Below are 18,892 nucleotides of genomic sequence, written 5' to 3'. Positions count from 1 at the left end.
GGAATTCAGTCCACGGGGACGTCGACGATCCGCTCCTCGCCGACGACGGGTTCGAGCGAACCGGCCGACGCGGCGGCGAGGTCGGCGGTCAGGGCTCCGAGCGCCTCGTGGGGGACCCACACCTCGAAGGTCGCCGACTGCCCGTACTCGGTCGGACCGAGCGTCGCGTGGTGGTGCCGGACCCAGTCGCGCAGCACGTTGTCGAGCCGTCCGGCGTCGGCGTGGTCGACGTCGAAGCGCACCTGCGTCAGGGCCTCGCGGCGGACGAGGACCGCCGTGTCGAGCGCCTCGGACACCGAGGTCGAGTAGGCCCGGACCAGTCCGCCCGCACCGAGCTTCACCCCGCCGAAGTACCGCGTGACGACCGCGACGACGTCGGTCAGGTCGCGGCGTCGCAGGACCTCGAGCATGGGGACGCCCGCGGTGCCGGAGGGCTCGCCGTCGTCCGAGGATCGGGCCTGGTCGCCGAGCACGCCGGTGACCATCGCCGTGCAGTTGTGCCGGGCATCCCAGTACCGCCGCCGGACCTCGGTGATCACGCGGTCGGCGTCCTCGACGCCGGAGACCGGTGCCACGGTGGTGATGAACCGCGACTTCGTGATGACGATCTCGTGCTCGACCGGTGCCGCGACGGTGGCGGGGAAGCGGCGGGGCATGCCCACGAGGGTAGCGGCGCGGGTGTCGGGCGCCCGCGCTAGCATGGCGTCCACGCGCCGGACCCACACCTCGCGCGGACACGGCTGGGGAGGAGTCCGACATGGACACGGGTGATCTGAAGGGCGGGGCGCTCGACGCCGCCGAGCTCGCGCGCCGCCTCAACCTGCTCCTCGACTTCGAGGAGTCGCAGCGTGGCGCCCCGGTGCCGTTCTCCTCGATCGAGGAGTACGTCGCGGCACACGGCGGGTCGCTGTCGCGGGCGAAGTGGACCTACATGCTCTCGGGCGACGGCCGCCGCAACCGCGACACCGAGCTCCTGCGCCTGCTGGCCGGGTACTTCGAGGTCGACGAACGCTTCCTGCTCGAGGACAGCGAGGTACCGGAACGGATCGGGGCCCAGCTCGCCCTCGTCCGCTCCCTGCGCTCCGCCCGCGTGAGCGGCTTCGCGGCCCGGACCTTCCCCGGTGAACTCTCACCCGACGCGCTGCGGCGCATCGCCGAGGTGCTCGAGGAGGAATCGCAGCGGGGGAGCGTCGCATGACCGACGCCCTCGTCGAGGCGTTCTGGGCTCGTGGCGCCGCCGAGGGGTGGTCGGACGTCGACCAGGCCGTCGCCGCCGCCGCCGACGTCGTCGGCAAGCCGATCGTGGTGCGCGAGGAGTCGTTCCTGGCCGCCGAGCCCGTCTGCGGCTTCGTGGCCACGCTCGAGCACGCGCACCTCGTGATGATCTCACCGACAGCCTCGCCGACGTTCCGGTCGTTCGTCATCGGCCACGAGCTCGGGCACGTGCTGCACCGGCACCAGGAGCACGCCCCGCAGAGCGCGTACATCCGCGATGTCATCCCCGACCTGCCCGAGTACAAGGTCGAGCGTGCGCTGGCCCGCGGCATGTTCTCGAACACGTACGAGCACGAGGCCGAGGTCTTCGCCGACCGCCTGGCCACCGTGATCCGCCAGCACCGCGGCCGCCCGAGCGCCTTCCGAGGGGTCTTCGGGTGATCATCGCCGTCGTCCAGGCGGTGCTGCTCATCGTCGGGACGATCGTGCTGTTGGTCCTGCAACGCGGGCAGGACCGCACGCTGGCGTTCACGTTCCTGCTCTTCGCCGCCACCATCGTGACGAACGTCGACCCGCTGTACCGGTGGCTCGACCCGCTGCTCGGCGGGTACAACGTCGTGACCGTCATCAGCGACTGCCTCATGGTGGCCGGCACGAGCACGCTGCTGTGGGGCGTGGCGAAGGCGGTCGGCGCGGCGCGGCCCTGGCTCCGGAACGCGGTCGTGGTGTCCTTCGCCGTGGTCGTCGTGGTGGTCGTCGTCGCGTTCACCGTGCTCGACAAGCCCGCGACCACGACGACCTTCATGCTCGACGCCGGCTCGCACCCGGCGGCCACCGTCTACTCGATCGCGCAGACCGTCTACCTCGGGGTGGCCCTCGGCGCGACGGGGTTCATCTGCGTGCTCCGGCTGCGCGAAGCCCGGACGACCACCGACCTGGTGGGGCTGTGGGTCCTGGTCCTCGGTGGGGTCCTCGGGGTCGTCCGCATGGTCGTGGTCGTCGTGATGGACGTCGCGCACGTCGCCGGTGACCTGGACGTCACGCACGCGCTCTCGCTGCCCTACGACGTCACCACACCGGGAGCCGTGCTGTGCGTGGCGTCCGGCATGCTCCTGCTCGTCGTCGGGCACCGGATCTCCCGCCGACGCCGGGCCCGCCTCGTGGACGATGCGCTGCGCCGCCTGGCGCCGCTGCACGACCGGATCGGTGTGGACAACGCCTACCCGCCGACCGACGACCCCGCGACCCGGCTCAGTCGCCGCATCGTCGAGATCAACGACGGCGTCCGGGGTGCACGGGCGTCACTGACCGACGCCGAGCGTGTCGCCCTCGCCGACGCCGAGGCCGCCCTCGAGACCGCGTAGTCCCTCGACGCTGCCGAACAGGCCGTGTACAGTCTGTAGCAGGTGCTACAGATCCTGTGGCCTGCCGGGTCGGGACTCGGCCGCGTTGGGGGCGGCCGAGCACCACCCGCCCGGCATCCCCGTACCAGCATCGTCGCCCCCGGCGTTCACTAGGATCGTCCCGTGCTCGTCTTCGCCGCAGTCGTCCTGTTCATCGGCGCCGTCTTCAACGTCGTCACCTGGCCGCGCTTCTTCCAGCGCGTCGCGAAGGACTCGCGTGCCCGCGACGCCGCAGGCAAGCCGACGACGTTCTACACGGTGCACCTCGTGCTCCTGCTCGTCGCGCTCGCGATCGCCGTCGCGTCCGTGGTCGCAGGGATCCTGCTGCTGGTCTGAGCCGGCCGAGGCGGCGCGGCTCTGGTCCGGACCGCCACCGGACGGGAGGCCCGTGGCGCCGCCGCCACGGGCCTCCCGTCCGCCCCGGTCACCGTCGCGCGCCGCGCTCGCTGGCCGCTTCAGCCCTGCTTCAGCGGGGCACGGCAGGATCGACCCCATGCGGGTGCTGGTGGTCGACGACGAGGTCCGGCTCGCCGACGGCGTGCGCCGCGGCCTCGAGGCCGAGGGATGGGCGGTCGACGTCGCGCACGACGGCGTGGACGGTCTGTGGCACGCGCGTGAGTTCCGCTACGACGCGATCGTGCTCGACCTGATGATGCCCGGCCTGAGCGGCTGGGCCGTGTGCGCGCAGCTCCGCTCCGACGGCGACTGGACCCCTGTGCTCATGCTGACCGCCAAGGACGGCGAGTGGGACCAGGTCGAGGCGCTCGACGCGGGGGCCGACGACTACGTCACCAAGCCGTTCTCGCACCCGGTGCTCGTGGCACGGCTGCGGGCGCTCGTCCGACGGGGTGCCCGCGAGCGCCCCACCGTGCTGACCCTCGGCGACCTGGTGGTCGACCCCGCGGCGCGCACCGTGGCGCGCGGCGAGACCCCCGTCGAGCTGACCAGCCGCGAGTTCGCCGTGCTCGAGTACCTCGCACGGCACCCGGGACAGGTCCGGTCGAAGCGCGACGTCATCGAGAACGTCTGGGACGTCGACTTCGAGGGCGACCCGAACATCGTCGAGGTGTACGTCGGACACCTCCGCCGGAAGCTCGACCGGCCGTTCGGGCGTGCCGCGATCGAGACGGTCCGTGGCGCCGGGTACCGCTTGGCGGCGGACGGTGGCTGAGCGGCCGAACCCCCGTGCGAGCGGGGCCGCACGAGGAAGGCCACGGCGCCCTCGGTCGGTCCGGGCCCGCACCACCCTCGGCGCCGGGGTCGTCGTCCTCGCGGCCCTGGTCATCGGTGCCGTCGCGTTCGTCGTCGTGCTGCGGCTCGTGCTGCTCGACGGCGTGCGCACCTCGGCCGAAGCCGGTCTCGAGCAGGTGTCCTCCCGGGTCGAGGCGGACGGTGCGGCCGCGGTGACCGGCTACGAGGACGTCCTGGTGCAGGTGATCGGCGACGGCGGGGCGGTCCTGGCGCACGGCGAGGACGCCGACGGCGCTGCCCTGCCCACCGCCGACGAGTCCCGGTGGACCCATGACGGCGAACGCTGGCTGCTCGTGGCGGACGACGTGGACCTGCCCGGCGGCGGCGAGGCGACGCTCGTCTACGGTGCCACGCTCGACCAGGCCGACACCGCGGTCCGCACCGCCGTCGTGCTCCTCGCCGTCGGGGTGCCCGTGCTGGTGCTCCTGTTGGTCGCGGTCACCTGGGCCGTCACCGGACGCTCGCTGCGGCCCGTGGAGCGGATGCGCACCGAGGTCGAGACGATCCGGACGGCCCGTCCGGACGCCCGGGTCGAGGTGCCGGACACCGGCGACGAGGTCGCCCGGCTCGCGAGCACCATGAACGCCATGCTCGACCGCCTCGAACGGTCCGCCGAGAGCCAGCGGCGGTTCGTGTCCGACGCCTCCCACGAACTCCGGTCGCCGATCGCGTCGATCCGGCAGCACGCCGAGGTCGCCGTCGCGCACCCGGAGCGGACCGAGGTGGCCGACCTCGCCGACGTCGTCCGGTCCGAGGCGGTGCGCTTGCAGGACCTGGTCACCGGGCTGCTCGAGCTCTCCCGCCTCGACGAGGGCGGGATCCGCACGCGGCGCCCCGTCGACCTCGACGACCTGGCGTTGGACGCGGTGGCGCGGGCGCGCTCGACGACCGGTGTCGCGCCCGCGCGGGACGGCGACGCCCCGGCGGTCCGGGTGGACGGTTCGGCGATCTCCGCAGCGCGGGTCCTCGGCGACGAGCGCGTGCTGGCGGGGGTGGTCCGGAACCTCGTCGACAACGCCGTCCGGCACGCGAGCACACGCGTCGCCGTGTCGCTCATCGAACACGACGGGTCCGCGGTGCTCATGGTCGACGACGACGGCACCGGCGTCCCCGAGGACGAGCGCGAGCGCGTCTTCGAGCGGTTCGTCCGTCTCGACGAGGCCCGCAGCCGGGACGCCGGCGGCGCGGGGCTCGGCCTCGCCATCGTCCGCGACGCCGTGCGGGCTCACGGCGGCGACACGACCGTGGTCACGTCCCCGCTCGGCGGCGCGCGCTTCGTCGTCCGCATCGCACTCGGCGGCTGAACAGGCGGCTTCAGGGCTGCTTCAGCACCCCGACGCGATGCTCGTCCACATGAACCTCCGTACCCAGCACCAGAAGCCCTCCGCCCGCCGCATCGCCGCGTTCGCCGCCCTGCCGATCGTCGCGGCGCTCGCACTCACCGGTTGCGCCAGCGACGACTCGGACGACGACACCGGCTCGGCCGGCTCGTCGGCGACGGACTCGTCGGGCTCCGCTTCGTCTTCGGCCGGTGCGTCCGGCGCGGCGTCCGCCGGCTCGAACAAGGCCCTGCTCGCAGCGGTCGCCACCGCGCGCGGCGAGGTCGGCTCGGGCACCGTCATCTCGGTCGAGCAGGAACAGGGCGCCTCCGCCTACGAGGTCCTGGTCGTGACGAAGGACGGCACCGAGCACGAGGTGCACACGAACGCCGACGGCACCTCGGTCGCCGGCACCCCGCAGACCGAGGCCGCCGACGCGGACGACAAGGCCGAGCACGAGCGCTTCGTCGCAGCCGCCGACCTGAGCGTCAAGCAGGCCGTCGACGCATTCCAGGACCTGCACGCGGGGACCGTGACCGAACTCGGACTCGACGACCACGTCGGCACGGTCGTCTGGGAGGGCGACGTGCTCGACTCGTCCGGCACCAAGCACAGCGTGCGCATCGATGCCGGCTCCGGTGACGTCGTCACCGACCGCGTCGACACCGACGACTGACCCGGGCCCCCGGGGGCCCAGCACCGGCGTCCTCAGGACTCCAGCGGCGGGCCGAGCACCTTCCGGATCGCCAGCGCAGCGAGCTGCTCGTCCGGGGTGTCGAGCAGCACCCGGTAGGTGTCCGGCCCGGCGAGGAACTCGACGCAGACGGCGTCCTCGTCGCACGGTCCGAGGCGCCACCCCTGCACCGCGTCCATCGGCACCGCCGTGCGCGTCTCGCGCTGGTAGTCGGTCTCGGCCTCGAGACGATCCGCGAACACCCGCAGGCGTCCGTAGGCACCTCGCCAGCTGAGCTGCAGGTCGAGGGTGGGAGAAGCAGAGCGGTCCGGCACCCGCTGATGGTAGCGACGGGTGCCGGACCGCTCGTGTTCGGCGCTGGGGCCTTGCGTTCCGGGGACAAGCGGAGCGTCAGCTCCCGTCGCCGTCGCGTCGCACCGAGGCGGCGGGGTCACGGACACCGATCGGGTAGGGGCCCGTGACGCCCTCGCGCAGGGCGGCGATGCGCAGGATGCGGTCACGCTGCAGGAACCACCCGACGATGAGCAGCGGGATCACGATGACGAGCGACGCGATCGTGTACGTGCCGACGGGGTAGTCGATCGCCATCAGCACGATGACCGAGGCGAGGAACGCCAGGGTGAGCCAGGCGGTGACCGGCGCCCCGGGGAGCTTGAACGAGGGTTCCTTCGCGAGCCCCTGCTTGGCCCACTGACGCAGCCGCATCTGGCACAGGATGATCGTGCCCCACGCCGTGATGATGCCGAGGCTGGCGATGTTCAGGGCGATCTCGAACGCCTGGCTCGGCACGAAGTAGTTCAGCACGACGCCCGCGACGGTGAACGCCGCGGTGAGCAGGATGCCGGCGTAGGGCACGCCGCCCTTCGACATCTTCGTGGTCCACTTGGGCGCCGAACCGTTCATGCCCATCGAGTGGAGAGCGCGTCCGGTGGAGTACAGGCCGGCGTTCAGGGACGACAGGGCCGCGGTGAGCACGACGAAGTTCATGATGCCGCCGACGATCGACCCGACCTGCGGGTTGCCGAGCGACGAGAAGAACGTCACGAACGGGCTCTCGCCCTCCTTGTAGGCCGTGTACGGCAGCAGCAGGGAGAGCAGGATGATCGAGCCGACGTAGAAGACCGCGATGCGGAAGACGACGGAGTTGATCGCGCGGGGGATGACCTTCTCGGTGTTCTGCGTCTCGCCCGAGGCGGTGCCGACGAGCTCGATGGCCGCGTACGCGAACACGACACCCTGGATCACGATGACCGCGGGGAGCAGCCCGTTCGGGAACAGTCCGCCGTTGTCGCCCCAGATCGTGAACCCGGTGCGCACGGCCTCGCCGCCGGCCTCGACCGGGAACGCGAAGACGAGCCAGATGATCGCGACGACGAGGAACGCCACGAGCGCGGCGACCTTGATCAGGGCGAACCAGAACTCGAGCTCACCGAACACCTTCACGGCGACCATGTTCGCGGCGAGGACGACGACCAGGGCGATCAGCGCCAGCAGCCACTGCGGTGCGGCGGTGAAGGCCGACCAGTACTGCAGGTAGATCGCGACGGCGGTGGTGTCGACGATCGAGGTCATCGCCCAGTTCAGGAAGTACATCCAGCCCGCGGCGTACGCGAACTTCTCGCCGTAGAACTCGCGGGCGTACGAGATGAACGACCCCGAGGACGGGCGGTGCAGCACCAGCTCGCCCAGGGCCCGCAGGATGAAGAAGGCGAAGATCCCGGCGACCAGGTAGGTCAGCGCGAGCGCGGGGCCCGCGGTGTGCAGGCGTCCACCGGCACCGAGGAAGAGGCCGGTGCCGATCGCGCCGCCGATCGCGATCATCTGCAGTTGCCGGGGCTTCAGACCGTGCTGGTAGCCCTCCTGCTCGTGCGAGAAGTCGTTCGCCGGCGCTCGGCTGCCACCCGTGTCGTTCTGCGCTGTCATGCGCGACAACCTACATGCGCACCGGACCGGGCCGTCACGCAAACCCCGGTTCGATCGAACCGCAGCTGCTGAACGTCCGCACAGCCGACGGCGGCCCGATCCTGAACGACGATCGTCGTCCGTTGCTTGCATGGAGGGATGGACATCCTCCTCCGACTCCTCGTCGCGATCGGGTTCGCCCTGCTCGTCACCGCCGTCGTCGCCCTCGTCCTGCACCTGGTCCTCCGGGCGATCGCACGCCGGGAACGCTGGGCCGGCGTGCTCTCGCGCCGGACGAGGCACCCCTTCCGCACCGTGCTGCTGGTGGTCCTGCTCTGGATCGCCTTCACGTCGAGCATCCCGCGGAACGCCGACGCCTACCCGTGGCGCGACGAGGTGGTGCACGCCTTCCTCATCGTCACGATCGCGACCGGATGCTGGCTCGCGTGCCAGGTCGCGATCTTCCTCGAGGACCTCGGGCTGCACCGCTTCCGCATCGACGTGCCCGACAACCGGCAGGCGCGTCGCATCCGCACCCAGGTGCTCATCATCCGGCGGCTCACCGTCGCCCTGCTCGTCATCATCGCGGTCGGCGCGATCCTGCTGACCTTCGACGGGGTCGAGGCGGCGGGCGCGAGCGTCCTCGCCAGCGCCGGCCTCATCTCCGTGGTCGCGGGCCTCGCCGCGCAGTCCACGCTCGGCAACGTGTTCGCCGGCATGCAGCTGGCCTTCTCCGGGTCGATCCGGGTGGACGACGTCGTCGTGGTCGAGCAGCAGTGGGGCCGGATCGAGGAGATCACCCTGACCTACGTCGTCGTGCACCTGTGGGACGACCGTCGGTTCGTGCTGCCCTCGACGTACTTCACGAGCACGCCGTTCGAGAACTGGACGCGGACCGGCAGCGAACTGCTCGGCGCCGTCGAGTTCGACCTCGACTGGCGGGTGAGCCCGGCCGACATGCGGGCGGAGCTCGACCGGATCCTCGACACCTCGACGATCTGGGACCGCCGGGTCAAGGTGCTCCAGGTCACGGACGCCGTCGGGGGACTGGTCCGGGTCCGCATCCTCGTGACGGCACCCGACGCCGGCGGGCTGTTCGACCTCCGCTGCTACGTCCGCGAGGAGATGGTCGAGTGGCTCCAGCGCACACACCCGGACGCCCTGCCGGTCCAGCGGGTGCAGCTCACCGAGCCGAGCGCGACGGCACCGCGCCGACGCGGACGCCCGGCAGAGGGGGACTCGCAGCTGTTCGGCGACGACCAGCGCGGTGCGCTCTTCACCGGACCGATCCAGACCTCCGGCATCCCGGAGTCCGAGCGCTGACCCGGTGACGGGAGCGGCGTGCCCTGCACGGCCAGGACGACGAACGGGAGGCACGGTGCCAGCTGGCACCGTGCCTCCCGTTCGTCAGGCCGGTCGCGTCGACGACCGCCTGCGTCTCGACCTACTGGCGCGCCTTGACCGCGCGGTCGTCCTCGACGACCGTGCCGATCGCCACGATCGTGGTGGCGAGCCACGCGACCCAGGTCAGCGCGAGCCGCCAGTCACGCGGTCCCTGGCGGGTGGTCTGCAGCACGCTGTAGCCGCTGATGAGCGAACTCCACACCGCACCGTTGAACATGAACTTGCGCACAGAGGCCTCCTGTCGTCGTGCTGACAACGCTACCGGCCCGTACATTGGAGCGCCGCCGGTCACCCTGGCGCGGTGTCTGCCGGAGGAGTGTTCGTGCGTCAAGCGGTCATCGGAGCAGCCCTGCTCGTGGTCGGCGCGGTCTGCGTCGTGTTCGGGCTGCTGCCCCTCGACGACCTCGCCGTGCTCGCCGACCGGGTCCTGCCGGTCCTCGGGTTCGTGCTCGGGCTGACCATCGTCGCCGAGCTGGCCGCGGACGCCGGGGTGTTCGACCGCCTCGCCGACGTCGCCGCCCGGGTCGGTGGCGGGCGCACCCTCGGTCTCTGGGGTGCGGTCGTCGTGCTCGCCGTGCTCTGCACCGTCTTCCTGTCGATCGACACGACCGCGGTGCTCCTCACCCCCATCGTCATCTCGCTCGCACGGCGTGTGGGACTGCCCCCGATGCCGTTCGCCCTGACCACGGTCTGGCTCGCGAACACGGCCTCGCTGCTGCTGCCGGTGTCGAACCTGACGAACCTGCTCGCCGTCGACCGGATGGGGCTCGGCGGCCCGCTGCCGTTCGCCGGGCTGATGGCCTGGCCCGCGGTCGCCGGGGTGGTCGTGCCGTGCGTCGTCCTGCTCGTGGTGTTCCGGAGCAAGCTGTTCGGTCGCTACTCGCCGGTGTCCGTCCGTACGCCGAGCGACCCCGTGTTCTTCTGGGCGGCCTCCGGAGTGCTCGTCGCGCTGGTCGTCGCCCTGACGGCCGGGGTGACCGTGTGGATCGCTGCGGTCCTGGCCGCCGTGGTGCTCGTCGTGGTCGCGGCGTTCCGGTCCCCGTCCGAACTCCGGGTGTCCCGCGTGCCGTGGTCCACGCTGCTGTTCGCCGCCGGGCTCTTCGTGGTGGTCGAGGCGCTGCACACGACGGGCATCACCGACCCGATCGTGCACGCGCTGCAGGGCGGCACCGGGACCGGCCCGCTGCTGCTGCTCGGCGGGGCGGGCGCGGTCGCGGCGAACGGCATCGACAACCTGCCGGCGTACCTGGTGCTCGAACCGGCCGCCGGGCACGAGGCCGTGCGGTACGCGGCGCTGCTCATCGGCGTGAACGCCGGCTGTCTCATCACGCCGTGGGCCTCGCTCGCGACGCTCCTGTGGCACGCACGGCTGTCGGCGGAGGGCGTGCACCTGTCGTGGGGCCGGTACATGGCGCTCGGGTGCGTCGTCGCGCCGCTCACCGTCGTCGCCGGGGTCCTGGCGCTCGCGCTCTGACGTCGGCGGGGCCTCGGACCGTTCGGGTGCCGGAGCCGTGCGCGCGGTCAGAGCCAGTCGCGGGTCTTGAAGACGCGGTAGAGCACGAGCGACGACGCGGTGATGATCGCGAGCGATGCCCAGAGCCCGCTCCAGGCACCCTCGCCCGGGAACTCGACGTTCTGCCCGAAGAAGCTCGTCACCCCCGTCGGGATCGCGATGATCGCCGCCCAGCTCGTGACCTTCTTCATGACGGTGTTCTGGCGGTTCGACGCCAGGTTCAGGGTCGTGTCGAGCACGCTCGACACGGCGTCGCGGAGCTGTTCGACGGAGTCGGCGATCGAGACCAGGTGGTCCTCGACGTCGCGGAAGTACGGCCGGATGCCGTTCGAGATCGTCTCCGCGTCACCGTGCAGCAACGAGGCGACGCTGTCCCGCGTCGGGACGACCAGTCGCCGGAGCACCCCGAGCGTCTTGCGGAGCCGGAAGGACCGCCGCTGGATCTGCTGCTCACGGGGGTCGCCCGGCTCGAACAGGTCGTCCTCGAGCGCGTCGATCTGCCGCTCCAGGTCCTCGACGGTGTCGGTGGCCCGATCGACGACGGCGTCGAGCAGCGCCCAGACGAGCCACGGCACGCCGTGTTCGGCGATGTCGGAGTTCGCCGTGAGTCGGTGTTCCATCGGGGTGGTGTCGACGTCGGACCCGTGGATCGTGACGAGGGCCCGTTCGGTGACGAAGGCCTTGACCTCGTGCGTGATCAGGTCACCCTCGTCGTCCGTGCCGCCCACGTCGTAGACGACCAGGAACAGACTGTCCCGGTACCGGTCGAGCTTCGGGCGCTGTCCGTGCTCGACGGCGTCCTCGACCGCGAGCGCGTGGATGCCGAGCTCCTCCTCGATCTGCTCGAGGTCGGCCGGCGTCGGGTCGGTGTAGTCGATCCAGACGAAGGTGTCCGGGTCGGCGACGAGGTCGGAGATCCGGTCGACGGGGAAGTCCCGCTCGACCGTGTCGCCCTTGCACCACGCCCGTGTCCTGACCATGCTCGTCAGCCTACTGAGACGGCCGACCCGGAAGATCCCGGGACGGCCGTCGTGGTGCTGCGGAACCGCTCAGTCGGCTCCTGCTCAGTAGGCGGAGACGAGCTTGCCGTCCTCCACCTTCAGGTACTGGTTCACATCGAACGAGTCCTCGCCGCGCTTCTCGTCACCGAGGTACGACGTGTACGCGTACGAGACGCTCCCGTCCTTCGTGCTCGTCACCATCACGGTGCCGGCGCGGGACGCCTCGACCTCCAGCTCGGGCATCGACGTGACGTCGTACTGCACGCCGCCGTCGGCGTCGTAGGGGCCGTACCAGGGGCAACCGCTCAGGGCCCGGAGCTCGGTCTTCTCGGCGCAGTCGTCGATCAGGTCGGTCACGTACTGCTCGGCGTCCTGCTCGAGTGCCTTGGTCGCCTTCGGTGTGAAGTCGACGTAGCCGGACGTGGCCGCGCCCACGGAGACCTTCTCGGTGCCGCCGGTGAAGTACTTCGTCCCGCCGACCGAGACCTGGTAGGTGCCGGGGTAGGCGAGGGACGTGAACGTGCCCTCGCTGATCTTCCCGATCTCCTTGCCGCCGACGGTCACGGGTGCACCCTCGAGCACGTCGGAGGCCGTCAGGGTGACCTGCTGGGCGAGCGGCTGCGTGACGCGCCACTCGTCCTTCACCAGGAACGAGGTGCCCGTGCGCCGCAACGACACCTGGCCGGAGCGGTTCTTGCCGTCCTGCGTGTAGCTCAGGGTGGCGATCGCGGTGTCACCGGTCCGGGCGACCCGGCCGACGCGGATGTCCGACGGGCGGTCCTTCGCGCTCCCGAGCACCGTCGAGTCGAGCATCGCGGCGTCGTCGGGGACCTCGCTCAGGTCGGCGGCGGTGTCGGCGTCACCGCTGGCGATGGCCTGCACGTAGGACTCGACGGTCGGGGCCGGACCCCACACGCCGGCGCGGAGGACGCTCGTCGTGACCGCGCCGGCGATGACGACGACGATCACGGCGCCGCCGGCGATGAGCGAACGGACCAGGATCTTCCTGGACCGCGGGGACATCGGGGCCGGAGCGGGGGCGCCACCGCCGATGAACGGCTGCGACCCGGAGGCGGGTTGTGCGCCGTACGGGGGCTGTGTGCCGGAGGGCGGCTGCACGCCGGAGATCGACTGCACGCCGTCCGCGGGCTCCCGGCCAGAGCCGGTCGGCGGGTACGGCGCCTGCTGGCCGGCGGCCGGGGGAGTGTTCCACGCAGCGGCGGCCGGAGCGTCGGCGGCGACAGGCGCGCCGGGCGCAGCGGGAGCACCGGGAGCGGCCGGGCCGACGGGGGCGGTGGGCGCCACGGGGGTGCCCGAACCGGCGACGAACCGGCCGGCCGGGAACGCCGGCGGCACGACGGGGCGGGGGTCCGCCCCGACCAGACGCGACGTCCGGAGCACCGCGGCACCACCGAGGCGGGGCAGGAGCACCGGAGCGAGGTACCGGGCGACGACCTCGATCACGCCGCCCCACAGGGCGAAGACGATCGGCGTCCACGGCGCGACGCCGATCGATCCCGACGCGTCCACGGAGCTCGTGCTGCTCACCTGGTACGAGGCGACGCCGGTGCCGAGGACGAAGAACAGCAGACCGAGTGCGAACCACACCAGCGGCGTGACGACCCAGTCCAGCGTGGTGCGGATCCGGTCGTTGCGACGGACGGCGAGTGCGAGTCCGGCCACGACCGAGGTGACGACGACGAACAGCACGACGAGCCAGGTCCAGCCGCCGGCCCCGCCGAACACCGAGGCGGTGTCGCTGGCGGACCCGAAGCCGGAGGTCCCAACACCACCGAAGAACCCGAGCGCGGTCAGCCCGACCGCGACGTTGCCGAGCAGCAGCGGCAACGCGGAGCCGGAGGACGGCTGGGCGATGAGGGCGACGACGAGGACGACGAGGGCGACCAGCACGACGAGGACCGTGAGCTGCGACGCGGCGACACGCAGTGTGCCGAGCAGCCGGGCGGCGAAGACGTTGCCACCAGCGAGGACGGAGGGCCGGGCGAGGAGCGCCGCCAGGGCACCGATGACGAACGCGCCGAGGATGCTGCCGACGCCGACGGCGTGCACCGGCTCGATGACCGCGCCGGACACCGACGGGAACCGGATCGCGAACAGGGCGGCCGCGACGTTCGTGAGCACGGTGGTGACGAGGCCGGAGACCACCGCGGTGACGAGCACCTGCGTGCGACCGAGGCCACGCGTGCGGATCCGGCGGGTGAGCACGACGGCCAGGACGACCTGCGCGGCGAGCACCAGCACGGGCACCACGGCGAGCGAGCCCGAACCGGAACCGAGGAACCCGATGGACCCGGACAGGTGCAGTCGGCCGAGGTCGGCGAGGGCCACGAGCTGCGCCGGCGCACCGAGCAGGACGCTCACGCCGGAGAGCAGGGACTCCACGTCGGGGGCCGAGCCCGCGCCGAGGTCGGTGCCGGACCCGCTGGACGGAGCGGCCGCCCCGCTGCCGCCGGACGCGAGCAGCCCGACGGTGATGAGCAGTGAGAGCCCGGCGACGACGTACGCCGCGACCCAGCCGCCGACGGCGGCGAGCACGGCCGCCAGCCAGTCGCGACCGGACACGGAGCGCAGGAAGCGACCGAACGCATCGGACGGCTGCGCGGCGGGGGCGGGCTGACCCGACCACTGCTGCTGGCCTCCGGGATGCTGCTGCCAGGCGGGCTGGCCGTTCCAGGCGGGCTGGCCGGAACCGGGCTGGCCGGAACCGGGCTGACCCGGACCGGGCTGCGACGGCGGGACGGGCTGGTCGGGCGGGTTGTCGCTCACGGCTGGGGGTCCTCTCCGACCGGGAGGCCGGCGCCGCACTCCAGCACCCGTGTCCCCCCGACACGTGCCTGCAGCGTAGCGGAACCGCCGATCCGCCGTGAATGCGCTGTCCCCACGCTGGTAGTTTCGGCAGCGCGCCCGGCGCACCACGCCGGCCGTCGCACCCGTCGCACCCGACGCACCGACGCACCCGGCCCCGGCCGGGCGGAACGGAGATCTCACCACCCCATGCCTGCAGACCGCACCGAACAGATCCGCTACTCGTTCGTCGTCGCCTCCAACCGACTCCCGGTCGACCGCGTCGTCGACCAGGACGGCAACGAGGGCTGGCGGCACTCGCCGGGCGGCCTCGTCACCGCCCTCGAACCCGTGATGCGCGCGAACGACGGAGCCTGGGTCGGCTGGGTGGGGCAGGCCGAGGTCGAGGTGGCACCGTTCGACAACGAGGGCATCCACATCGTCCCCGTCCCGCTCTCCGACGACGACGTCGAGGAGTACTACGAGGGTTTCAGCAACGACACGCTCTGGCCGCTGTACCACGACGTCATCGAGCACCCGAGCTACCACCGCGACTGGTGGAACGCGTACAAGCGGGTGAACGAGCGCTTCGCCGCCCAGATCGCCGAGATCGTCGAGCAGGACGGCATCGTCTGGGTACAGGACTACCAGCTGCAGCTCGTGCCGGCCCTGCTCCGTGCGAAGCGTCCCGACCTGACGATCGGCTTCTTCAACCACATCCCGTTCCCGCCGGTCGGCATCTACGCGCAGCTGCCGTGGCGTGCGCAGATCCTCGACGGGCTGCTCGGCGCCGACGTCATCGGCTTCCAGCGCCACGACGACGCCAGCGACTTCCTGCGCGCGGTCCGGCACATCAAGGGCTACACGACCAAGGGCACCACGATCGACGTCCCGGTGGACGACCCGGCAGCCCCCCGCAGCCGCAAGGGCATCACGGTCCGCCACGTCGAGGCCAGGCACTTCCCGATCTCCATCGACGCCGAGAGCTTCGAGGCGATCGCGCGGAAGCCCGAGGTGCAGGAGCGTGCGCGCGAGATCCGCGAGAGCCTCGGCAACCCGAAGACGGTGCTGCTCGGCGTCGACCGGCTCGACTACACCAAGGGCATCCGGCACCGCATCAAGGCCTTCGGTGAGCTCGTGGAGGACGGCCGCATCGCGGTCGAGGACGCCACCCTCATCCAGGTCGCGAGCCCGAGTCGCGAACGTGTCGACTCGTACGCTGCGCTCCGCGACGAGATCGAGCTGAGCGTCGGCCGCATCAACGGCGACCTCGGCGTCATCGGCCACCAGCCGATCTCGTACCTGCACCACGGCTACCCGCGCGAGGAGATGGTGGCGCTGTACCTGGCCGCCGACATCATGCTCGTCACTGCACTGCGCGACGGCATGAACCTCGTCGCGAAGGAGTACGTCGCCGCCCGCTTCGACAACGACGGGGTGCTCATCCTGTCCGAGTTCGCCGGTGCCGCCGACGAGCTCAAGCAGGCCGTGATCGTGAACCCGCACGACATCGGGGCGCTCAAGGACTCGATCGAGCGCGCCATCCAGATGCCGCGTCGCGAGCGGTCGACTCGCATGCGCGCGCTCCGCAAGCGCGTCCGCGACAACGACGTGGCGCGCTGGTCGCGCTCGTTCCTCGAGGCGCTCGACCGCCACGCGCCGCGGAATGCCCAGATCGACCCGTCCGCCGCCGACCCGCGCGAGCAGCACCGTGAGGCGCAGACCGACAACATGTCGATCTTCGACCAGGACGCCCAGTCCGCCAGGGCTGCCGAGGACACCCGGGAGGCACGTGATGACTGAGACCACCACCGACCAGACCGCCATCGACGCGGCCCTCGAGACGCTCGCGGCTGCGCCGCGACTGATCGTCGCCCTCGACTTCGACGGTACGCTGGCGCCCTTCGCCGACGACCCCTCGCAGGTCGGCGCGTTGCCCGGCTCGTGGGCCGCGGTCCTGACCCTGCACCGTGCGAAGGACACCGAGGTGGTGCTCGTGTCCGGGCGTCCCCTCGGCAGCCTCGCCGCGGTGACCCACGCACCCGAGGACATGGCGCTCGTCGGCTCGCACGGTGTCGAGTGGCGCGTGGACGGCCACGCCGAGGCCGCGCTGTCCGATGACGAGGTCGGTCGTGTGGCACGGATCGGCGCTGCGCTCGACGAGGTCGGCGAACGGTTCCCGGGCGTCGTCATCGAGCACAAGCCCGCCGGGCACGGGGTGCACACGCGCCGCGTCTCCGCCGAGGTCGCTGCCGAGGCGAACGCGGCGGCGAGCCGTGCGGCGCACGACGCCGACCCCGAGGTGCTCGAGCGCGGCGGCAAGGACATCGTCGAGTTCGCGGTGCGCCACGTCACGAAGGGCGACGCGATCGCCCGGCTCCGCGAGTTGCACGGCGCCGACGCGGTGTTCTTCGCCGGCGACGACGTCACCGACGAGGACGCCTTCCGCGCGCTCGGCCACGGCGACGTCGGGGTGAAGGTCGGACCGGGCCAGACCCGGGCCGGGTACCGCATCGCCGACCCCGCAGCCCTGACCGGGGTCCTGAAGCAGCTGGCGAGGCTCCGCGCCACGCGCTGACCAGGGTGCCCCGGGCCTCCCGACCGCCCTTCATCATGCGTACGCATGTTGTTGCGCAACTGGTATCCCAAATCGTCCTAGACTCCACCCATGCCTGATATCGACGTCAAGCCGCGCAGCCGGGTCGTCACCGACGGGATCGAAGCAACCACCTCGCGTGGCATGCTGCGGGCCGTCGGTATGGGAGACGAGGACTGGAGCAAGCCGCAGATCGGCATCGCGTCCTCGTGGAACGAGATCACGCCGTGCAACCTGTCGCTCGACCGCCTCGCGCAGGGTGCGAAGGAGGGCGTGCACTCCGGTGGCGGCTACCCGCTGCAGTTCGGCACCATCTCCGTCTCGGACGGCATCTCGATGGGTCACGAGGGCATGCACTTCTCCCTCGTCTCGCGTGAGGTCATCGCGGACAGCGTCGAGACCGTGGTCAACGCCGAGCGCCTCGACGGCACCGTCCTGCTCGCCGGCTGCGACAAGTCGCTCCCCGGCATGCTGATGGCCGCCGCGCGCCTCGACCTGGCGAGCGTGTTCCTCTACGCGGGCTCGGTCATGCCGGGCTACGTGAAGCAGGCCGACGGCTCGAAGAAGCAGGTCACGATCATCGACTCCTTCGAGGGGGTCGGCGCGTGCAAGGCCGGCACGATGAGCGAGGCCGAGCTCAAGGAGATCGAGTGCAACATCGTCCCGGGCGAGGGCGCCTGCGGCGGGATGTACACGGCGAACACGATGGCGAGCATCGCCGAGGCGCTCGGCATGTCGTTGCCGGGTTCCGCCGCGCCGCCGAGCGCCGACCGGCGTCGCGACTACTACGCGCACCGGTCGGGCGAGGCCGTCGTGAACATGCTCCGCCTCGGCCTCACCGCCCGTCAGATCCTGACCCGCGAGGCGTTCGAGAACGCGATCACCGTCCTGATGGCACTCGGCGGCTCGACGAACGCCGTCCTGCACCTCCTCGCCATCGCCTACGAGGCCGAGGTCGAACTCAGCCTCGACGACTTCAACCGCATCGGCGCGAAGGTCCCGCACCTGGCCGACATGAAGCCGTTCGGCAAGTACGTCATGCTCGACGTCGACCAGAACGGCGGCATCCCCGTGATCATGAAGGCGCTGCTCGAAGCGGGCCTGATGCACGGCGACTGCATGACCGTGACCGGCAAGACCGTCGCCGAGAACCTCGCCGAGATCGACCCGCCGGCGCTCGACGGCGAGGTCTTCCGCACGCTCGACAACCCGATCCACGAGACCGGTGGCCTCACCGTCCTCCAGGGCTCCTTCGCCCCCGAGGGTGCCGTGGTGAAGACCGCCGGCTTCGACGCCGAGGTCTTCGAGGGCCCTGCCCGGGTGTTCGACCGTGAGCGCGCGGCGATGGATGCCCTGACCGAGGGCAAGATCGAGAAGGGCGACGTCGTCGTCATCCGCTACGAGGGACCCAAGGGCGGTCCCGGCATGCGCGAGATGCTCGCCATCACCGCGGCCATCAAGGGCGCGGGCCTCGGCAAGGATGTACTACTCTTGACCGACGGTCGATTCTCAGGCGGCACAACCGGCCTGTGCATCGGCCACATCGCACCGGAAGCAGTGGACGCAGGTCCAGTCGCTTTCGTTCGTGATGGCGACCGCATCCGTGTCGACATCGCGGCTCGCTCGCTCGACCTACTGGTCGACCCGGCCGAGCTGGAGGCCCGCCGTGACGGCTGGGCCCCGCTGCCCCCGCGCTACACCCGCGGAGTCCTCGCGAAGTACGCCAAGCTCGTCAAGTCCGCCGCCCAGGGCGCGGTCACGGGCTAGCGTCCGACACCCGCACCACCGC

18 protein-coding genes are annotated in these 18,892 nt (G+C 71.5%); 12 read left to right on the top strand and 6 right to left on the bottom strand.

The features are described 5' to 3' along the window. Positions 1-5: 5 nt before the first annotated feature. Positions 6-656 carry a YigZ family protein gene (locus DEI85_RS10690; protein WP_375231875.1) on the bottom strand — a complete coding sequence of 217 codons (651 nt, stop codon included), beginning with the start codon at positions 654-656 and terminating at the stop codon, positions 6-8. Between the two features lie 101 nt (positions 657-757). Between DEI85_RS10690 and DEI85_RS10685 the strand changes: the two genes are divergently transcribed. From DEI85_RS10685 to DEI85_RS10655, 7 genes are all read left to right on the top strand, one after another. Next, positions 758-1,198, top strand: a complete 441-nt coding sequence (locus DEI85_RS10685) for a hypothetical protein (RefSeq protein ID WP_051596928.1) — start codon at positions 758-760, stop codon at positions 1,196-1,198. Beyond that, positions 1,195-1,656, top strand: coding sequence for an ImmA/IrrE family metallo-endopeptidase (locus DEI85_RS10680; RefSeq protein WP_027466515.1), 462 nt, complete (start codon positions 1,195-1,197; stop codon positions 1,654-1,656). The genes DEI85_RS10685 and DEI85_RS10680 overlap by 4 nt, the downstream gene beginning before the upstream one ends. Further along, entirely contained in the window at positions 1,653-2,579 is a 927-nt protein-coding gene (locus tag DEI85_RS10675; RefSeq protein ID WP_110861154.1) for a hypothetical protein, read from the top strand. The genes DEI85_RS10680 and DEI85_RS10675 overlap by 4 nt, the downstream gene beginning before the upstream one ends. 162 nt (positions 2,580-2,741) lie before the next feature. After that, complete coding sequence (locus tag DEI85_RS10670; protein WP_111123625.1) at positions 2,742-2,954, top strand: SCO4848 family membrane protein; 213 nt, start codon at positions 2,742-2,744, stop codon at positions 2,952-2,954. Positions 2,955-3,111: 157 nt separating this feature from the next. Beyond that, positions 3,112-3,789, top strand: a complete 678-nt coding sequence (locus tag DEI85_RS10665) for a response regulator transcription factor (RefSeq protein ID WP_110861150.1) — start codon at positions 3,112-3,114, stop codon at positions 3,787-3,789. Further along, on the top strand, positions 3,782-5,173 hold the full coding sequence (locus DEI85_RS10660; protein WP_111123626.1) for a sensor histidine kinase: 1,392 nt from the start codon (positions 3,782-3,784) through the stop codon (positions 5,171-5,173). Before DEI85_RS10665 ends, DEI85_RS10660 begins: the two co-directional genes overlap by 8 nt. Before the next feature lie 49 nt (positions 5,174-5,222). Then, the gene (locus tag DEI85_RS10655) at positions 5,223-5,864 is read left to right on the top strand and encodes a PepSY domain-containing protein (RefSeq protein WP_146248999.1); all 642 of its coding nucleotides are present in this window, start codon (positions 5,223-5,225) and stop codon (positions 5,862-5,864) included. A gap of 32 nt (positions 5,865-5,896) precedes the next feature. Here the strand turns inward: DEI85_RS10655 and DEI85_RS10650 are convergent, their stop codons facing one another. Together DEI85_RS10650 and DEI85_RS10645 are read right to left on the bottom strand one after the other, a co-directional pair. Next, on the bottom strand, positions 5,897-6,196 hold the full coding sequence (locus DEI85_RS10650; RefSeq protein WP_146238557.1) for a hypothetical protein: 300 nt from the start codon (positions 6,194-6,196) through the stop codon (positions 5,897-5,899). Positions 6,197-6,272: 76 nt separating this feature from the next. Further along, the gene (locus DEI85_RS10645; RefSeq protein WP_110861142.1) at positions 6,273-7,805 is read right to left on the bottom strand and encodes an amino acid permease; all 1,533 of its coding nucleotides are present in this window, start codon (positions 7,803-7,805) and stop codon (positions 6,273-6,275) included. 138 nt (positions 7,806-7,943) lie between these two features. On the opposite strand from DEI85_RS10645, the gene DEI85_RS10640 reads away from it, so the two are divergent. Next, positions 7,944-9,107, top strand: a complete 1,164-nt coding sequence (locus DEI85_RS10640; RefSeq protein WP_111123627.1) for a mechanosensitive ion channel family protein — start codon at positions 7,944-7,946, stop codon at positions 9,105-9,107. Between the two features lie 121 nt (positions 9,108-9,228). Here the strand turns inward: DEI85_RS10640 and DEI85_RS10635 are convergent, their stop codons facing one another. Then, the gene (locus tag DEI85_RS10635) at positions 9,229-9,417 is read right to left on the bottom strand and encodes a hypothetical protein (protein WP_027466522.1); all 189 of its coding nucleotides are present in this window, start codon (positions 9,415-9,417) and stop codon (positions 9,229-9,231) included. 93 nt (positions 9,418-9,510) lie between these two features. On the opposite strand from DEI85_RS10635, the gene DEI85_RS10630 reads away from it, so the two are divergent. Continuing rightward, positions 9,511-10,662 (top strand): SLC13 family permease, encoded by a 1,152-nt coding sequence (locus DEI85_RS10630; protein WP_111123633.1) that lies wholly within the window; start codon positions 9,511-9,513, stop codon positions 10,660-10,662. A 47-nt stretch (positions 10,663-10,709) separates the two neighbouring features. Here DEI85_RS10630 and DEI85_RS10625 read toward each other — a convergent pair whose 3' ends face one another. Together DEI85_RS10625 and DEI85_RS10620 are read right to left on the bottom strand one after the other, a co-directional pair. After that, entirely contained in the window at positions 10,710-11,681 is a 972-nt protein-coding gene (locus DEI85_RS10625; RefSeq protein ID WP_110861137.1) for a magnesium transporter CorA family protein, read from the bottom strand. Positions 11,682-11,765: 84 nt separating this feature from the next. Beyond that, positions 11,766-14,489 (bottom strand): hypothetical protein, encoded by a 2,724-nt coding sequence (locus DEI85_RS10620; protein WP_284183415.1) that lies wholly within the window; start codon positions 14,487-14,489, stop codon positions 11,766-11,768. Between the two features lie 228 nt (positions 14,490-14,717). On the opposite strand from DEI85_RS10620, the gene otsA reads away from it, so the two are divergent. From otsA to ilvD, 3 genes are all read left to right on the top strand, one after another. Then, positions 14,718-16,310 (top strand): alpha,alpha-trehalose-phosphate synthase (UDP-forming), encoded by a 1,593-nt coding sequence (otsA, locus tag DEI85_RS10615; RefSeq protein ID WP_111090394.1) that lies wholly within the window; start codon positions 14,718-14,720, stop codon positions 16,308-16,310. Beyond that, the gene (gene otsB / locus DEI85_RS10610; protein WP_111090395.1) at positions 16,303-17,085 is read left to right on the top strand and encodes a trehalose-phosphatase; all 783 of its coding nucleotides are present in this window, start codon (positions 16,303-16,305) and stop codon (positions 17,083-17,085) included. Before otsA ends, otsB begins: the two co-directional genes overlap by 8 nt. A 90-nt stretch (positions 17,086-17,175) precedes the next feature. Next, positions 17,176-18,870, top strand: coding sequence for a dihydroxy-acid dehydratase (gene ilvD / locus DEI85_RS10605; protein WP_111090396.1), 1,695 nt, complete (start codon positions 17,176-17,178; stop codon positions 18,868-18,870). The last annotated feature ends 22 nt before the right edge of the window (positions 18,871-18,892 follow it).

The sequence above is a fragment of the Curtobacterium sp. MCBD17_026 genome, from assembly GCF_003234895.2.
GTDB classification, from domain to species: domain Bacteria; phylum Actinomycetota; class Actinomycetes; order Actinomycetales; family Microbacteriaceae; genus Curtobacterium; species Curtobacterium flaccumfaciens.
This window is presented reverse-complemented; position numbering and strand designations above follow the sequence as displayed.